This window comes from Treponema sp. Marseille-Q4132, assembly GCF_014334835.1.
Classification (GTDB): Bacteria; Spirochaetota; Spirochaetia; order Treponematales; family Treponemataceae; genus Treponema_D; species Treponema_D paredis.
This window is the reverse complement of the sequence record NZ_CP060591.1, coordinates 2,231,257-2,245,117: the sequence shown is the minus strand read 5'-3', so window position 1 is coordinate 2,245,117 and position 13,861 is coordinate 2,231,257. Positions and strand designations below refer to the sequence as shown.

The window sequence follows — 13,861 nt, the reverse complement described above, 5'->3', positions numbered from 1 at the left end:
TGCAGAATGTTTCAACATCCGAAAAAGTTTTTAGTCGTGCGCGCGCCTCGCAACGAGCGCGTAGGCGCGAAGTTGCGAGTGGCGCACATATCGAATAGTCAAGTTTGCAACGCAAACTCGAAATACGAAACGACGGCGATATTTTAGACGACGTTTCGTATCATCTCCCATAAGAACGTTTACGGAAACGTCGGTTTTCGCAAACGCTTTAAAGCTTTGCCCGAAAACTTTTAGCTTTCGGACAGCTTCCTTGATTTACTCTGCGATATTATTTTTTAGAATCGGCTTTATCGGCTTTTGCCGTTTTTTTCGCGCCGGCCGTTTTCTTATCCGCGTCCTTTTTTTCGGAAGCGGATTTTTTTTCAGCGCTCTTTTTTTCCGCCGACTTCGCCGCTTTCTTTTCAGCCTTTTCCTCTTCGCTCGACGTATCGAGTTTATAGTCGACAAGTTCGAGGATGACGACATCGGCGGCATCGCCGCAGCGGAAACCGAGCTTCAAAATACGCGTATAACCGCCGGCACGTTCTTTCATGCGCGGTCCGATTTCCGTAAAAAGTTTATTTAAGATTTTTTCATCGGAAATAAACTTCGCCGCTTCTCTGCGGTTGTGTACGGAATCCTCTTTTGCGCGCGTAATCAGTTTTTCCGCAGATTTGCGCACTTCTTTCGCTTTCGATTGCGTCGTCGTAATGCGTTCAAATCGAAAAAGAGACGTTACCATATTCCGCGACATGGCTCTGCGGTGTGCCGGTGTGCGTGAAAGCGGATTAAATCCCATCTTATGATTCATCTGTTTCTTCCTTCTTTGTGATATTCAAATTCTTCAGATGACTGTAATCGGTCATGCCGAGCGTCAAACCCCACTCCTGAAGCTTTTCTTTAATTTCCGTAAGACTCTTTTTTCCGAAGTTTCGCGTTTTCGTGATGTCGTCTTCGGTTTTTTTCGTAAGTTCGCCGATCGTGCGGATATTCGCATTTTTCAGACAGTTCGACGAACGCACCGAAAGCTCAAGTTCGTCTACGGGCGTGTTGAGGATTTCGCGGACGTGCTTGTCCCCTTCATCGCCGTCGTCTCCGCCGGAAATCGCACTGTCGTCAAAGTTGATAAAAATTCTGAAATGCTCTTCGGCGATTTTTGCCGCTTCCGCGAGCGCATCTTCGGGAGAAATCGTTCCGTCCGTCCAAATTTCGAGTACAAGCTTATCGTAATCGTTTCTTTGTCCGACGCGGCACGGTTCGATCGCGTACTTTACTTTAACGATCGGAGTAAAAATCGCATCCATCGGAATCGTACCGACGATTTCGATATAGTGCTCGTTTACTTCGGCGGGAACATAGCCCCTGCCCAAATCGACTTGAATTTCGATATCGACCCGCGCTCCGTCCGTCATCGTAAAGATGAGGGCGTCTTTTGTCATGATTTCAAGTTCGCCCTCTTTGGCAAAGTCGCCGCTTTTAACGGTACCGGGTCCCTTGAACTCATACAAAATCGTGTTCTGCTCGGTATCGCCGGGCAATCGCAAACGTATCTGTTTTAAGCTGTTGATAACTTCCAGCGTATCTTCCGCAATATTCGGAATCGCTTCGAATTCGCTTGAAATAACGTGCGGAACACCGTCAGCATCGTACGACGTAATCCTGACGGAAGTGACCGCATAGCCCTGAATCGAAGAAAGCAGGACGCGGCGCAGCGTATTGCCGATCGTCGTCCCGAATCCCGTTTCAAAAGGATACGCCGTAAACTTTCCGTAATTCGGATTCGTTTCGAGCGGAGTGTAAGTAATGCCTTTCGGCTTTTTAAAACCTTTGAGCAGATTTTTGCGAGCCATCCGAACTCCTTATGTAGAATAGAGCTCAAATACGAGCCGTTCTTCGCTATCAGCCAAATCGGCAACTTCGATGCGATGCCGCATAAACCGCCTTTCGCGGCGGCTCCTCATCGCCGTTCCCGACTAATAAATCTCTATGAACCGTTCCGCACGGCGCAAGCGTTTTTGCATACGCCGGAAAACGGCTATACCGAAACGCAGTTTTACATGCTGCGCGTTTTGCGCGGGCGGCATCCGTTATGCGGGATCGGTGTAACGTCGGAAATCGATTTTACTTTGAGACCCATGCTGCCGATGGAACGGATCGCGTTTTCGCGGCCCATTCCCGGTCCCTTGACGTACACGTGGACTTCACGCAAACCGTAGCCCGCCGCCTTTTGAAGAGCGGATTCCGCAACCGACTGAGCGGCAAACGGAGTCGATTTTTTCGCTCCGCGGAAGCCCAGTCCGCCCGAAGACGCCCATGCAATCGTATTGCCCTGCAAGTCGGTAATCGTAACGATCGTGTTATTGAATGTGGCTTGAATGTATACGTTGCCTTCGTATACGCTCTTTTTTTCTTTTCGCTTTTTAACCGTAGCCATTGTATCTCCCAAAAGCGCCGCATCGGACGGCGCCGTATCTTTTGCCGCAAAACGCATCCGCACTTTTTATGCCGCATAAAACGACCGAGCGCGGACAGAGGTTCCGCTTATGCCTTTTTCTTGTTGGCAACCGTCTTCTTTTTGCCTTTGCGCGTGCGCGCATTCGTGCGCGTACGTTGTCCGCGTACCGGAAGTCCGCGTCTGTGGCGCAGACCGCGGTAGCAGCCGATATCCATAAGACGCTTTAAGTTCAGACCGATTTCCGTGCGGAGGCGGCCTTCGACTTTATAATTTTTGTCGATCGCTTCGCGCACACGGGCAAGCTCTTCTTCCGTAAGCTCGTTTGCCAATTTTTGCGGATCTACCTTGGCCTTTTCACAGATATCGCGTGCCGCAGGGCGGCCGATACCGTAGATATACGTCAATGCAATGCTTATGTGTTTGTTCGGGATATCCACACCCTCAATTCGAGCCATACAGTTTCTCCTTAGCCCTGTTTCTGCTTATGCTTCGGGTTCGTGCAAATGATGCGGATAATGCCGCCCCGTTTGATAACCTTGCAGTTTGCGCAGATCGGTTTTACGCTGGTTCGTACTTTCATACTGTTCTCCCATGCAATGTTTCAGCTATCCGCAAAGCCTAGAGGCTCCGCGACCTGATTCTGCCCTTCGTCGTCAATCCGTCGTGATGGTGCATTTTGAGAAGGGCTTCAACCTGACTCATCGTATCCAAATCGACACCGACCATAATGATCAACGACGTTCCGCCCATCAGCATAGCGATCGACTGCGGAAATCTGAAAATCGTTTGAATAAAGGTCGGCAATATCGCGATAACGCACAAAAAGATTGCGCCGGGCAATATGAGCCGATTCAATATCTTCTGCAGGTATTCTTCCGTTTTGTCCGTACGCACACCGGGAATGGAGCCTCCGTTTTCCCTGATGTTTTTTGCAATTTCCGTGGGGTTCAGCGTTACCTGAGTGTAGAAGTATGCAAAAAAGACGATGAGGATGACGAGCAGAATATTATATGACACTCCGTTCGGTGTGAGGAACGATGCGAGGCGCGCTACCCACCGTGCGGAATTTTGATTACTTCCGAACATTTGAATAAGCTGGATCGGAAACGTCAAAAGAGAAGATGCGAAGATGAGCGGAATGACGTTCGACGGATTGATTTTAAACGGAATATACGTATTTTGTCCGCCGTACATTTTCCGTCCGACAACGCGCTTGGCATAGTGTACGGGTATTTTCCGTTCGCCCGATTCTTCGTATACGACGAGGGCGATGATACCGATAAACATGACGAGCACGATGATCGCGAACACAAGCTGTATGTCGCCCGCAACGATTTTCCGTCCGAGTTCCATCACCGCACTCGGAAGTCTGGCGACGATACCTGCAAAGATCATCATTGAAATACCGTTACCTATACCCCGCGCCGTAATTTGATCTCCGAGCCAAATCGTTACCATGGATCCGGTCGTAACGGTTATCATCGCGAGCATACGGAACGCGATTCTGTTTTCGATAACGATCGAATTCGGAATACTCGACGCATACACCGTCACCGCAAAAGACTGGAGCAAACACACGAATATCGTGCCGATCCGCGTCCACATCGCGATTTTACGCTGACCGCCGTCTTCTTCGGCGACTCGCTTTAAAGACGGAAAGATGATCACCGCAAGCTGCATGATGATCTGCGTCGAAATATAGGGCATAACGCCGAGCATGAAAATGGAAAAATTCGAAAAAGCGCCGCCGACGAAAAAGTCCATATAGCTCGCAAACGCGTTTTTGTTTTGGCGCGCAAGCTCGTCGAAGTACGACAAGAGCACGTTCGCGTCGATACCCGGTATGGTCAGCACGCTTCCCATGCGGAAAACGGCCAAAATCAACAGGGTAAAAAGCAAACGGCTGCGGAGCTCTTTGATTTTAAACATATTCACGATAGAATTGCCTGCCATGATTCAACTCCGCGTTATTTTTTCTTGTCGTCGGACGGTTTTGCCGCCGCGTCTTTTTTAGCATCGCGAGAAGTCGCATACGCTATATTGCGCTCTTTTCTGTTTTGTCCGACAGAGGCCTGAACGCTTCCGCCCGCCTTTTCGATTTTCTCTTTCGCGGATGCGGAAATCTTGTCCACCGTCACCGAAAACTTTTTCGTCACGTCTCCGTCGCCGAGAATTTTAATCTTCGCATTGCGCTTTGCCGGAATAAGCCCCTTTGCAACGAGCGAAGCGCGGTCGACGGTTTCGCCGTCTGCAAATTTCGCTTCGAGATCGGAAACGTTAAAATAGAGAACGTCTTCTTTAAAACGAGCGTTCGAAAAACCGCGCTGTGCGACACGGCGGAAAAGCGGCATCTGACCGCCTTCAAATCCGACATAGGGATTGCCACCGCCCGATCGCGACTGCTGTCCCTTATTGCCTCTTCCCGCCGTCGTTCCCAGTCCTGAAGACGAACCGCGGCCGACACGCTTCGGTTTTTTATTTGCGCCTTCGGGCGCGTGAAGTACAGGATTGTAATCCGACATTATTTCGCCTCCTCGACTGTAAGAAGGTGAGAACATCTTGCAATCATTCCGCGGATCGAAGAATTATCGTCATGTACGACCGACGAATTGAGTTTCCCCAGACCGAGCGAACGCACTGTCGCTTTTACATCCGACTTCTGTCTGATCGTACTTTTTTTAAGCGTAATTTTGAGTTTACCTGCCATAGATTAACCCCACAACTCGTCGAGCGTTTTGCCTCTGCCCGCAGCGACGGCCTTTGCATCGAGCAAATGCCCGATCGCATCGAAAGTCGCACGTACGACATTGACGGACGCGCTCGCACCGAGCGATTTCGAAATAATATCCGTCGCTCCGGCAGCGTCCATAATCGCACGGACAGCACCTCCGGCAATGATGCCGGTACCCGGACACGCCGGTTTGATAAGCACTTCGGAGCTTTTATACTTGCCGATCATTTCGTGCGGAATCGTTCCGTTTTTTACCGGCAAAATGATGAGACTGCGCTTTGCGCGGTCGATGCTCTTTTTGATAGCTTCGGTTACATCGTTCGCTTTTCCGAACCCGTAGCCGACGCGGCCCTTTTTATCGCCGACGACCGTAAGCGCCGCAAACGAAAAGCGGCGGCCGCCTTTTACGACTTTTGCCGTGCGGTTGAGCATAACGAGCTTTTCGACGAATTCTTTTTCTTCGTCGCTTCTGCGCTCGCCGCGGTCTCTGCCTCTGCCCCGTTTCTCCCGTCCGCCTTCGCGGGCGTTTTCTCGTGAAGTTTCCGCGCGGGGCGTGTCCTTCGGATCGGCTGCAGCTTTAACTTCTTTTACTTCTTTATTTTCCTGCTCTGCCATACATACTCCTTAGAATACGATTCCCGCTTTGCGGGCTCCGTCGGCAAGTGCTTTAACGACACCGTGATAAAGATACCCGTTGCGGTCGAACACGACAGTCGTAATCTGCTTGTCTTTCAGACGCGCGCCGAGCGCTTCGCCGAGTTTTGCCGCGTCGGCAACGGTCGGCTTCAGGTTTGCAAATTCTTTTTCAAGCGTCGAAATACAGGCGAGCGTTTTGCCTTCGTCGTCGTTGACGATCTGCACCGACAGATTTTTATTGCTTCGCGTCACCGTCATGCGGGGACGGGAAGCCGTTCCGTATACCGTTTTGCGGATATGGAATTTTCTGTGCAGACGGCGTCTGTTTTTATCGTCCATCTTTTTAATCATAACACTTCACCTTATTTTACGCCGGTTTTGCCGACTTTGCGTCTGATGACTTCGGTTTCATAGCGGATACCCTTGCCTTTATAGGGTTCGGGTTTGCGCAAACTGCGGATTTCCGCGCAAAACTGACCGACTTGCTGTTTACTGATACCGGATACCGTAACTTTGCCGTTCGCATCGGCTGCGACCGTAAGACCTTCGGGGATCAGCGCGATAAAATCGTTCGAATAACCGAGGTTCATCACAAGCTCCTTGCCTTTGACTTCGGCACGAAAACCGACACCCGTGATGATAAGCGATTTCGAAAAACCGGTTGTCACTCCGATCACCATATCTTTGATAAGGCTGCGGTACAGACCGTGATCCGCATTTGCCTGTTTCGATGTATTATTCGGCGTTACGGAAATGTTTCCGTCTTCAAACGAAACCTTTACATTGTTTCCGTAATGCTGATGCAGTTCGCCTTTCGGCCCTTTTACGGAAATCGAATCGGGGTTTACCGTTACCGTTACGCCCGCCGGAACAGCGACGGGAAGTTTACCTAGTTTTGACATAGCTTTCTCCCCTTACCATACCGTACAAATCAATTCGCCGCCGACCATTTTTTCGGTCGCCTTTTTCCCGGTCGTAACGCCTGCCGACGTAGAAACGATAAGCGTTCCGTAGCCGTTGTACACGCGCGGCAAATCTTTAAAGCCCGAATATACGCGGCGGCCGGGCGTCGAAATTCTTTTCAGCCCGTGAATGACCGGATTATTCTTTACGTCGTATTTCAAAAAGATACGGATAACGTTTTTCCCTTCTTCCTGAACCTTTTTAAAGTTTTTAATATACCCTTCGGTTTTCAAAATCTTCACGATTTCCAGCTTCAGCTTTGAAGTCGGAACGTCGACTTTTTCGTGGCGGACAGCAACCGCATTCCGAACCTTGGTGAGCATATCTGCTACGGGATCTGATGCACTCATTTTACACTCCTGCCGCTACCAACTCGATTTCGTGACGCCCGGAAGCAGGCCTTCACTTGCCAATTTACGGAAGCACAAACGGCACATTTTAAATTTCCGTAAATATCCACGCGGACGTCCGCAAATCTGACAGCGGTTGTATTCCCGTGTCGGATATTTTTGCTTGCGGGCGGCTTTAATAACCATCGATTTCTTAGCCATAGATCCTCACTTATTTCCGGAACGGCATATTGAACTTGGCAAGCAAAGCGCGGGCTTCGTTGTCCGTCTTTGCGCTTGTTACGATCGCGATATTCATGCCGGATATCCGCGCGATTTTATCGAAATCGATTTCCGGGAAAATAATCTGTTCCGTAATGCCGAGAGAAAAATTTCCGTGTCCGTCAAATCCTGTCGATTTGATACCGCGGAAATCCTTAACGCGCGGAAGCGCAACGTTGACGAGGCGGTCCAAAAATTCATACATCATTGTTCCGCGCAGCGTTACCCGTGCGCCCACTTCATTGCCCTCACGAAGTTTGAAGTTGGCTATGCTTTTGCGAGCCTTTGTCTTGACCGCGTGCTGTCCCGTAATCTGAGCCAGATCTTCGACAGCGGCATCAAGAAGTTTCTTGTTGGTGAGAGCTTCGCCCACGCCCATGCTCACGACAATCTTTTTAACTGCCGGAACCTGCATCGGCGTCGTATAGCCGAACTCTTTTATGAGAGCGGGTGCGATAGTTTCCTTGTAGACTTTCTTAAGCCGAGGTACGTAATTGTCCATTACAGTGTTTCTCCACATTTACGGCAGACACGAACTTTTTTATCGCCGTCAATTTTATAACCGATCTTTACCGGACGTCCGCATTTTTTGCATACGATGCCGACGTTCGAAATGTGCAGCGGCGCTTCGACTTCGACGATGCCGCCCTGATCCTGCTGACTTCTGCGCTTCATCGCCTTTTTGACGATATTGACGCCGGAAACGATCACTTTGTCCTTTTTCGGAATGATACGCACGACCGAGCCGCGTTTTCCTTTGTCTTTGCCGGCAAGCACTTCCACATTATCGTTCTTTTTAATTTTGAATTTCTTTTGCATACGAAATGCTCCTTACAATACTTCCGGCGCAAGCGAAACGATTTTCATAAAATCCATATCGCGCAATTCGCGGGCAACCGGTCCGAACACGCGTTTGCCTTTCGGATTTTTGTTGTCGTCGACGATGACGCACGCGTTGTCGTCAAAGCGGATATAGGTTCCGTCCGGACGGCGGTATTCTTTCGACTGACGCACGATAACGGCTTTTTCGACCGCACCTTTTTTGATCGTCGACGTCGGGATCGCGTCTTTGACGGCTACGACGATGATGTCGCCGATGCCGGCATACCGACGATGCGTGCCGCCGAGCACTTTAATACACTGAACCATTTTTGCACCGGAGTTATCCGCAACGGTAAGCATGGACTGCATTTGAATCATACTGCTGCTCCTGCGTTATTTTGCACGTTCGATAATTTCAACAAGCCGCCAGCGCTTGTGCCGGCTGAGCGGTCTGCATTCCACGATACGCACGGTATCTCCGATATGGGCGTCGTTCTTTTCATCGTGAGCCATATACTTCTTTGTACGTTTGACGTATTTTTTATAAAGCCTGTCCATCTTCCTTGTGGCGACGGAAACGACAATCGATTTTTCCATTTTATCGCTCGTTACGAGACCGACAAACGAATGGTGATTCGGCTTTTTTACCTGAACAGTCTGCTCTTCCACGGTTCAGCTCCTATTTATTTGCTTCGGCAGTTTTTTGCGCGGCGGGGCACTTTTGCCGAATGAACGTATTTAAGCGGGCGATTTCGCGGCGCATCGTACGTTTTTGAAGCGGATTATCTACATGGGAGATTACCATTTTAAAACGTAAATCCATGTACTCTTTTTTCATCTTGTCGCGCTTTGCAACGAGCTCTTCATAAGACAGGTCTTTATCTTTGATATTTTTATCGGCCATCTTATCCTCCCGTTACGCCGTAACCGGCCTGTAGGCGATCTTCGTCAAAATAGGCAGTTTGCTTTGCGCAAGTTCGAGTGCGCGATGCGCCTGCTTTAAGTCGACGCCGCCGATTTCGAATAAAATCATACCCGGCTTGATAACGGCCGCCCAAAATTCGGGCGCACCTTTTCCCTTACCCATGCGGACTTCAGCCGGCTTTTTTGAAATGGGTTTATCCGGAAACACGCGGATCCACACTTTACCTTTGCGGCTGAGTTCGCGGTTGATCGCGACACGGCACGCTTCGATAACCGTCGCTTTGAGCCACGTCGGCTCGGTCGCAACAAGCGCTATGTCGCCGAAATCTATATGATTGTTGCGCGTCGCGTTTCCTTTTTCTCTACCGCGCTGCACTTTACGGTGCAATACTCTTTTAGGACTGAGCGGCATACCTTAACTCCTTGCCTGTTTTTCGGACTGCGCCGGAGCGCGTTCGCGGCGGCCTTTACGCACGAGCTGGCCGGCGTCTTCGTTCTGTTCGACACCGTAATTCATACCGTTGTACACCCAAACTTTGACACCGATTTTACCGTACGTCGTCTGCGCTTCATACGTGCCGTAATCGATATCGGCTCTCAGCGTGTGAAGCGGAACGCGTCCTTCTTTGTGCTCTTCGGTGCGCTTCATGTCCGCGCCCCCGAGACGGCCTGCAAGGCGTATTTTAATACCCTGAGCGCCTGCGCGCACTGCGTTGTTGATCGCCTGTTTTAAAGCACGGCGGTATGAACCGTGACCCGCAAGCTGACGGCCGACATTTTCGGCGATGAGCCTCGCGTTCAAATCGGCGCGTTTAATCTCTTTAATTTTGATCTGCACCTTTTTCGGTTCAAGCTGTTTTTGTATCTGTGCGCTGATCGTTTCGATCGTCGCGCCCTTGACGCCGATGATGACGCCCGGACGCGCCGTATGGATCACGATCGTCACGCGCTGCGGATGGCGGACGATTTCAACTTCCGCGATATCGGCGTTTTTGCACTCGGGAAGATTTGCAATCATTTTGCGGATTTTCAAATCTTCGAGGACGAGACCTGCATATTCGCGGGGATCCGCATACCAGCGAGACTGCCATGTTTTGTTTACGCCGAGACGCAAACCGATAGGATTAACTTTCTGACCCACTTTATTTTCCCGCCTTTTCGTCAACGACGACAGTAATATGACACATGCGCTTTAAAAGCTGATCCGCACGTCCGCGTGCGCGGAACCAAATCCGCTTGAGCCGCGGGCCTTCATCGATTCTGATCTCTTTGACATACAGCATATCTTCATCGAGCTTGCTGTTCGAATTGAGCGCGTTCGACACGGCCGACTTGAGCGTTTTGCCGATGAGGCGCGCGCCTTTTTGCGGCATATTTTCAAGAATGACCGCAGCTTCGGAACAGCGCTTTTGATTTATCACATGGGCGACGGGGCGAACCTTCGTCGGCGATGCGAAAAGAAATTTCGATACAGCTCTATATCCTTTGTTTTCAGCCATAGTTTCCACCTTTATTTACCGGCAGGCGCAGGAGCCGCTTTCGGTGCGGCCGCCTTTGCAGCGGACTTATCTGAGCCGCCGTGCGCACGGAATACGCGGGTAGGAGAAAATTCTCCGAGCTTATGCCCGACGAGGTTTTCCGTGATATACACGGGAATCCACGACTTACCGTTATATACGGAAATCGTATTTCCGACCATTTCAGGGATGATCGTCGAACAGCGGGAATAGGTTTTTATCATCTTCCGGTCCGATTCTTTGTTCATCGCCTGTACTTTCTTATAGAGGCTCTTTTCGACAAAAGGGCCTTTTTTAACCGATCTTGACACTGTCAGCTCCTCCGTACTTACTTCTTACGGCGCGAAATAATAAATTTACTCGACGTCTTCCGCTTGTTGCGGGTTTTATAGCCTTTGCACGGCTGTCCCCACGGAGTAACGGGATTGCGTCCCTTTCCGGCGCCTTCGCCGCCGCCGAGCGGGTGATCGACCGGATTCATCGCCATACCGCGAACCGTCGGGCGGACGCCCATCCAGCGTCTACGGCCTGCTTTTCCGAGCCGCACGTTCATGTGATCTTCGTTTCCGACGACACCGATCGTCGCATAGCATTTGCTGTTGATCCTGCGCATTTCGCTCGACGGTAAACGGATGATAACGTAGTCGCCTTCATTACCGGCGATCATCGCACTCGTACCGGCAGAACGGGCAAGCTGTCCGCCGCGTCCGATCTGCAATTCGATATTGTGCACCGTAAAACCGACAGGAATGAGACCGAGGGGCAGCGCATTGCCGACCGTCGGAGAAGCGCTTTCGCCTGCCATGATCTTTTGTCCGACCTGCAAACCTTTCGGAGCGATGATATAGCGCTTGTCGCCGTCGGCATAATACACGAGGGCAATATTTGCACTGCGGTTCGGATCGTATTCGATGGTTTTTACCGTACCGGGAATACCGTGCTTATTGCGTTTAAAATCGATGTCTCGATACTTCCGTTTGTGTCCGCCGCCCTGATGGCGCACGGAAATACGTCCGCCGCCTCCGCGGCCCGCATGAGACACCATACCTGACGTAAGTGTTTTTTCGGGTTTCTTTGCCGTCAAGTGATCCCGCACCAAGTCCACGCGTCCGCGCGTACCCGGCGTTATTGGCTTAAATATCTTAAGAGCCATTGTAAATCCCCTTAATCCTTAAAAAGCTCACACGCCTTCAAACGCCTGGATTTTTTCTCCGGAGGCGACGCGCACAATCGCTTTTTTATACGAAGCGGTCATACCGGGAACACCCCGCGTGCGCCGCATCTTTCCGCCAATATTCATCGTCGTACAGCCGATAACTTTTACATTAAAGAGCTTTCGAACGGCGTCTTTAATCTGTATTTTGCTCGCATCTTTGTGAACGATGAAAACGTATTTATCCTGCTCGCGCAGCATATTCGCTTTTTCCGAAATAACCGGCCTGATAAGAATATCCGTGATATCCATTATTCAGCCTCCTTTTCTTTCGCCGCATAGAACGAAGAAAGATTTTTTACCGCGCTTTCAAGAGCGATAATCTTCCGTCCGTAAAACAGCGCGTGTGCGCTCAAACGGTTATACGACAAAAACTGCAGCAACGGGATATTGCGCGCAGCTTGTTTGATTTTGGGATCGTCATCCTTTAAGATGAGCACCGTGCGCTCGCCCTTGGTAAAATTGTCGAGAATCTTTACCAAGTCTTTCGTTTTGCCGCTGTCGATCGTAAAATCTTCGACGACGGTAAAACGGTCGCTTTGCGCCTGCATACTCAAAATCGATTTCATCGCCAAGCGTTTTTCTTTTTTCGGTATCGCATAGCTGAAATCGCGCGGTTTCGGTCCGAAAATCGTACCGCCGCCTGCAAGGAGCGGAGATTTTTTATCGCCGCGTCGGGCGTGTCCCGTACCCTTTTGTTTATACGGCTTCGCATTGCTGCCGTGCACTTCGGAACGACCTTTTGTGCAAGCTGTTCCGACGCGCCTGTTTGCCAATTCATTCGTGACGGCATAGTAAATGACGTCTTCATTTACCGGAAGACCGAATACGGCGTCGTCAAGCGAAATCGTACGCAGCTCTTTACCGTCGACCGAAAAGACTTTCTTTTCCATAATGAGTCACCTTCCGTCGTTATTTTTTCACCGCGGACTTGACGATCAGCGTGCAGTCTTTATTCCCGGGAACGGCCCCGCGAACCATAATCACTTTCAGATCCGCATCGGTCTTGACGACCTGCAGATTTTGAATCGTAACCTTTTTCGAACCCATGCGGCCGGGCATTTTCATATTTTTGAACGTATGACCCGGAGTCGTAGACTGACCCGTACCGCCGGCTTCGCGGTGGAATTTCGAACCGTGCGAAGCGCGTCCGCCGTGAAAGCCCCAGCGCTTCATAACGCCCTGAAAGCCCTTACCCTTTGATGTCGACGTAATGTCGAGAAAGCGGATACCGTCGAACAGCTCCATACCGATTTGATCGCCGACTTTCACTTCTTTTTCGAAATCGCGGAATTCTTTCAATGTCCGCTTCGGCGCGATGTTTTCCGCAAACTGATTTTTATACGCTTTCGTCACTCTCGATTCTTTTGCATCGTCGATTCCGAGGACGACGGCATCATAGCCGTTGCGCTCTTTTGTTCTGGTAGCGATGACGGTATTGGGATCGATGCGGATCACGGTTACCGGGATAAGGTTTCCGCTTTCATCGAATACCTGCGTCATCCCCACTTTTTTTGCAATCAGACCTTTCATTCTGATACTCCTGTAAAATTTGCAAAACCTGCGCGGCACTCCGTACAAGTTTTGCCTTAAAAACGTTCGCCTGAAAGCGCGGACGCTTCGGCTCGGCCGTCATCCCGGATCCTCGGGAGCGTACCGTATACAGCGGATTTCCGAACGGAAATCACTGCTTTACTTTTACTTCAACACCGGCAGGCAGTTCCAGCTTCATAAGCGAATCCATCACATCCGAAGTCGGGTTCAATATATCGATAAGGCGCTTATGCGTACGCATCTCAAACTGTTCGCGCGATTTTTTGTTTACGTGCGGCGAACGAAGCACCGTTATCTTATTGATCCTTGTCGGAAGCGGAATAGGACCTGAAACCTGTGCGCCCGCTTTTTGAACGGTCTGCACGATGGATTTTGCACTCTGATCGATCACTTCCACATCATAAGCACGGAGCGTGACGCGAATCTTACCACTTGCCATTATTCCTCCAATCGATG

The 13,861-nt window shown here is 50.3% G+C and carries 27 protein-coding genes; all 27 read right to left on the bottom strand.

Translation table 11 applies throughout. The annotated features are described in order from the left end of the window. Window positions 1-268: 268 nt before the first annotated feature. The 27 genes from rplQ to rpsJ all read right to left on the bottom strand — a co-directional run bounded on the left by rplQ (window position 269) and on the right by rpsJ (window position 13,844). On the bottom strand, window positions 269-790 hold the full coding sequence (gene rplQ / locus H9I35_RS10235; RefSeq protein ID WP_187419284.1) for a 50S ribosomal protein L17: 522 nt from the start codon (window positions 788-790) through the stop codon (window positions 269-271). After that, on the bottom strand, window positions 780-1,829 hold the full coding sequence (locus H9I35_RS10230; RefSeq protein WP_016520665.1) for a DNA-directed RNA polymerase subunit alpha: 1,050 nt from the start codon (window positions 1,827-1,829) through the stop codon (window positions 780-782). The genes rplQ and H9I35_RS10230 overlap by 11 nt, the downstream gene beginning before the upstream one ends. Before the next feature lie 203 nt (window positions 1,830-2,032). Next, window positions 2,033-2,413: a 30S ribosomal protein S11 gene (rpsK, locus tag H9I35_RS10225; RefSeq protein ID WP_016520666.1), complete on the bottom strand. Its 381-nt coding sequence runs from the start codon at window positions 2,411-2,413 to the stop codon at window positions 2,033-2,035. Window positions 2,414-2,520: 107 nt separating this feature from the next. Next, on the bottom strand, window positions 2,521-2,889 hold the full coding sequence (gene rpsM, locus H9I35_RS10220; protein WP_187419283.1) for a 30S ribosomal protein S13: 369 nt from the start codon (window positions 2,887-2,889) through the stop codon (window positions 2,521-2,523). 11 nt (window positions 2,890-2,900) lie between these two features. Then, on the bottom strand, window positions 2,901-3,014 hold the full coding sequence (gene rpmJ / locus H9I35_RS10215; protein ID WP_016520668.1) for a 50S ribosomal protein L36: 114 nt from the start codon (window positions 3,012-3,014) through the stop codon (window positions 2,901-2,903). Between the two features lie 38 nt (window positions 3,015-3,052). Then, entirely contained in the window at window positions 3,053-4,387 is a 1,335-nt protein-coding gene (gene secY, locus H9I35_RS10210) for a preprotein translocase subunit SecY (RefSeq protein ID WP_187419282.1), read from the bottom strand. Window positions 4,388-4,401: 14 nt separating this feature from the next. Continuing rightward, window positions 4,402-4,956, bottom strand: a complete 555-nt coding sequence (gene rplO / locus H9I35_RS10205) for a 50S ribosomal protein L15 (RefSeq protein WP_187419281.1) — start codon at window positions 4,954-4,956, stop codon at window positions 4,402-4,404. Beyond that, on the bottom strand, window positions 4,956-5,141 hold the full coding sequence (gene rpmD, locus H9I35_RS10200) for a 50S ribosomal protein L30 (protein WP_016520671.1): 186 nt from the start codon (window positions 5,139-5,141) through the stop codon (window positions 4,956-4,958). Before rpmD ends, rplO begins: the two co-directional genes overlap by 1 nt. 3 nt (window positions 5,142-5,144) lie before the next feature. Continuing rightward, entirely contained in the window at window positions 5,145-5,780 is a 636-nt protein-coding gene (rpsE, locus tag H9I35_RS10195) for a 30S ribosomal protein S5 (RefSeq protein WP_187419280.1), read from the bottom strand. 9 nt (window positions 5,781-5,789) lie between these two features. Then, window positions 5,790-6,152 carry a 50S ribosomal protein L18 gene (rplR, locus tag H9I35_RS10190; RefSeq protein WP_016520673.1) on the bottom strand — a complete coding sequence of 121 codons (363 nt, stop codon included), beginning with the start codon at window positions 6,150-6,152 and terminating at the stop codon, window positions 5,790-5,792. Between the two features lie 11 nt (window positions 6,153-6,163). Then, window positions 6,164-6,703 (bottom strand): 50S ribosomal protein L6, encoded by a 540-nt coding sequence (gene rplF / locus H9I35_RS10185; RefSeq protein ID WP_187419279.1) that lies wholly within the window; start codon window positions 6,701-6,703, stop codon window positions 6,164-6,166. A gap of 12 nt (window positions 6,704-6,715) precedes the next feature. Beyond that, on the bottom strand, window positions 6,716-7,114 hold the full coding sequence (gene rpsH, locus H9I35_RS10180) for a 30S ribosomal protein S8 (RefSeq protein ID WP_187419278.1): 399 nt from the start codon (window positions 7,112-7,114) through the stop codon (window positions 6,716-6,718). Between the two features lie 15 nt (window positions 7,115-7,129). Beyond that, window positions 7,130-7,315, bottom strand: a complete 186-nt coding sequence (locus H9I35_RS10175) for a type Z 30S ribosomal protein S14 (protein ID WP_021331277.1) — start codon at window positions 7,313-7,315, stop codon at window positions 7,130-7,132. A gap of 10 nt (window positions 7,316-7,325) precedes the next feature. Beyond that, window positions 7,326-7,877: a 50S ribosomal protein L5 gene (gene rplE / locus H9I35_RS10170; protein WP_016520676.1), complete on the bottom strand. Its 552-nt coding sequence runs from the start codon at window positions 7,875-7,877 to the stop codon at window positions 7,326-7,328. Continuing rightward, window positions 7,877-8,194 carry a 50S ribosomal protein L24 gene (rplX, locus tag H9I35_RS10165; protein WP_016520677.1) on the bottom strand — a complete coding sequence of 106 codons (318 nt, stop codon included), beginning with the start codon at window positions 8,192-8,194 and terminating at the stop codon, window positions 7,877-7,879. The genes rplE and rplX overlap by 1 nt, the downstream gene beginning before the upstream one ends. 12 nt (window positions 8,195-8,206) lie before the next feature. Beyond that, window positions 8,207-8,575, bottom strand: coding sequence for a 50S ribosomal protein L14 (gene rplN / locus H9I35_RS10160; RefSeq protein ID WP_016520678.1), 369 nt, complete (start codon window positions 8,573-8,575; stop codon window positions 8,207-8,209). Between the two features lie 15 nt (window positions 8,576-8,590). Beyond that, window positions 8,591-8,866 carry a 30S ribosomal protein S17 gene (rpsQ, locus tag H9I35_RS10155; protein ID WP_016520679.1) on the bottom strand — a complete coding sequence of 92 codons (276 nt, stop codon included), beginning with the start codon at window positions 8,864-8,866 and terminating at the stop codon, window positions 8,591-8,593. A 10-nt stretch (window positions 8,867-8,876) separates the two neighbouring features. After that, entirely contained in the window at window positions 8,877-9,101 is a 225-nt protein-coding gene (rpmC, locus tag H9I35_RS10150) for a 50S ribosomal protein L29 (protein ID WP_016520680.1), read from the bottom strand. A gap of 12 nt (window positions 9,102-9,113) precedes the next feature. After that, window positions 9,114-9,533, bottom strand: coding sequence for a 50S ribosomal protein L16 (gene rplP, locus H9I35_RS10145; protein WP_187419277.1), 420 nt, complete (start codon window positions 9,531-9,533; stop codon window positions 9,114-9,116). 3 nt (window positions 9,534-9,536) lie between these two features. Further along, a complete protein-coding gene (gene rpsC / locus H9I35_RS10140) occupies window positions 9,537-10,262 on the bottom strand; it encodes a 30S ribosomal protein S3 (protein ID WP_016520682.1) in 726 nt (241 codons plus the stop codon). Between the two features lies 1 nt (window position 10,263). Continuing rightward, entirely contained in the window at window positions 10,264-10,620 is a 357-nt protein-coding gene (rplV, locus tag H9I35_RS10135) for a 50S ribosomal protein L22 (RefSeq protein WP_187419276.1), read from the bottom strand. A gap of 11 nt (window positions 10,621-10,631) precedes the next feature. After that, entirely contained in the window at window positions 10,632-10,949 is a 318-nt protein-coding gene (gene rpsS / locus H9I35_RS10130; protein ID WP_187419275.1) for a 30S ribosomal protein S19, read from the bottom strand. Between the two features lie 17 nt (window positions 10,950-10,966). Next, a complete protein-coding gene (gene rplB / locus H9I35_RS10125; RefSeq protein WP_016520685.1) occupies window positions 10,967-11,791 on the bottom strand; it encodes a 50S ribosomal protein L2 in 825 nt (274 codons plus the stop codon). 27 nt (window positions 11,792-11,818) lie between these two features. Beyond that, window positions 11,819-12,103: a 50S ribosomal protein L23 gene (locus H9I35_RS10120; protein WP_016520686.1), complete on the bottom strand. Its 285-nt coding sequence runs from the start codon at window positions 12,101-12,103 to the stop codon at window positions 11,819-11,821. Then, on the bottom strand, window positions 12,103-12,744 hold the full coding sequence (gene rplD / locus H9I35_RS10115; RefSeq protein WP_016520687.1) for a 50S ribosomal protein L4: 642 nt from the start codon (window positions 12,742-12,744) through the stop codon (window positions 12,103-12,105). The genes H9I35_RS10120 and rplD overlap by 1 nt, the downstream gene beginning before the upstream one ends. Window positions 12,745-12,763: 19 nt before the next feature. After that, the gene (gene rplC, locus H9I35_RS10110; protein WP_187419274.1) at window positions 12,764-13,384 is read right to left on the bottom strand and encodes a 50S ribosomal protein L3; all 621 of its coding nucleotides are present in this window, start codon (window positions 13,382-13,384) and stop codon (window positions 12,764-12,766) included. 151 nt (window positions 13,385-13,535) lie between these two features. After that, window positions 13,536-13,844 (bottom strand): 30S ribosomal protein S10, encoded by a 309-nt coding sequence (gene rpsJ, locus H9I35_RS10105; RefSeq protein WP_016520689.1) that lies wholly within the window; start codon window positions 13,842-13,844, stop codon window positions 13,536-13,538. Window positions 13,845-13,861: the final 17 nt, after the last annotated feature.

Coding starts and splice junctions, on each gene's coding strand:
- rplQ (WP_187419284.1), bottom strand. CDS start 790: ATGAATCATAAGATGGGATTTAATCCGCTTTCACGCACACCGGCACAC.
- H9I35_RS10230 (WP_016520665.1), bottom strand. CDS start 1,829: ATGGCTCGCAAAAATCTGCTCAAAGGTTTTAAAAAGCCGAAAGGCATT.
- rpsK (WP_016520666.1), bottom strand. CDS start 2,413: ATGGCTACGGTTAAAAAGCGAAAAGAAAAAAAGAGCGTATACGAAGGC.
- rpsM (WP_187419283.1), bottom strand. CDS start 2,889: ATGGCTCGAATTGAGGGTGTGGATATCCCGAACAAACACATAAGCATT.
- rpmJ (WP_016520668.1), bottom strand. CDS start 3,014: ATGAAAGTACGAACCAGCGTAAAACCGATCTGCGCAAACTGCAAGGTT.
- secY (WP_187419282.1), bottom strand. CDS start 4,387: ATGGCAGGCAATTCTATCGTGAATATGTTTAAAATCAAAGAGCTCCGC.
- rplO (WP_187419281.1), bottom strand. CDS start 4,956: ATGTCGGATTACAATCCTGTACTTCACGCGCCCGAAGGCGCAAATAAA.
- rpmD (WP_016520671.1), bottom strand. CDS start 5,141: ATGGCAGGTAAACTCAAAATTACGCTTAAAAAAAGTACGATCAGACAG.
- rpsE (WP_187419280.1), bottom strand. CDS start 5,780: ATGGCAGAGCAGGAAAATAAAGAAGTAAAAGAAGTTAAAGCTGCAGCC.
- rplR (WP_016520673.1), bottom strand. CDS start 6,152: ATGATTAAAAAGATGGACGATAAAAACAGACGCCGTCTGCACAGAAAA.
- rplF (WP_187419279.1), bottom strand. CDS start 6,703: ATGTCAAAACTAGGTAAACTTCCCGTCGCTGTTCCGGCGGGCGTAACG.
- rpsH (WP_187419278.1), bottom strand. CDS start 7,114: ATGAGTGCATCAGATCCCGTAGCAGATATGCTCACCAAGGTTCGGAAT.
- H9I35_RS10175 (WP_021331277.1), bottom strand. CDS start 7,315: ATGGCTAAGAAATCGATGGTTATTAAAGCCGCCCGCAAGCAAAAATAT.
- rplE (WP_016520676.1), bottom strand. CDS start 7,877: ATGGACAATTACGTACCTCGGCTTAAGAAAGTCTACAAGGAAACTATC.
- rplX (WP_016520677.1), bottom strand. CDS start 8,194: ATGCAAAAGAAATTCAAAATTAAAAAGAACGATAATGTGGAAGTGCTT.
- rplN (WP_016520678.1), bottom strand. CDS start 8,575: ATGATTCAAATGCAGTCCATGCTTACCGTTGCGGATAACTCCGGTGCA.
- rpmC (WP_016520680.1), bottom strand. CDS start 9,101: ATGGCCGATAAAAATATCAAAGATAAAGACCTGTCTTATGAAGAGCTC.
- rplP (WP_187419277.1), bottom strand. CDS start 9,533: ATGCCGCTCAGTCCTAAAAGAGTATTGCACCGTAAAGTGCAGCGCGGT.
- rplV (WP_187419276.1), bottom strand. CDS start 10,620: ATGGCTGAAAACAAAGGATATAGAGCTGTATCGAAATTTCTTTTCGCA.
- rplB (WP_016520685.1), bottom strand. CDS start 11,791: ATGGCTCTTAAGATATTTAAGCCAATAACGCCGGGTACGCGCGGACGC.
- H9I35_RS10120 (WP_016520686.1), bottom strand. CDS start 12,103: ATGGATATCACGGATATTCTTATCAGGCCGGTTATTTCGGAAAAAGCG.
- rplD (WP_016520687.1), bottom strand. CDS start 12,744: ATGGAAAAGAAAGTCTTTTCGGTCGACGGTAAAGAGCTGCGTACGATT.
- rplC (WP_187419274.1), bottom strand. CDS start 13,384: ATGAAAGGTCTGATTGCAAAAAAAGTGGGGATGACGCAGGTATTCGAT.
- rpsJ (WP_016520689.1), bottom strand. CDS start 13,844: ATGGCAAGTGGTAAGATTCGCGTCACGCTCCGTGCTTATGATGTGGAA.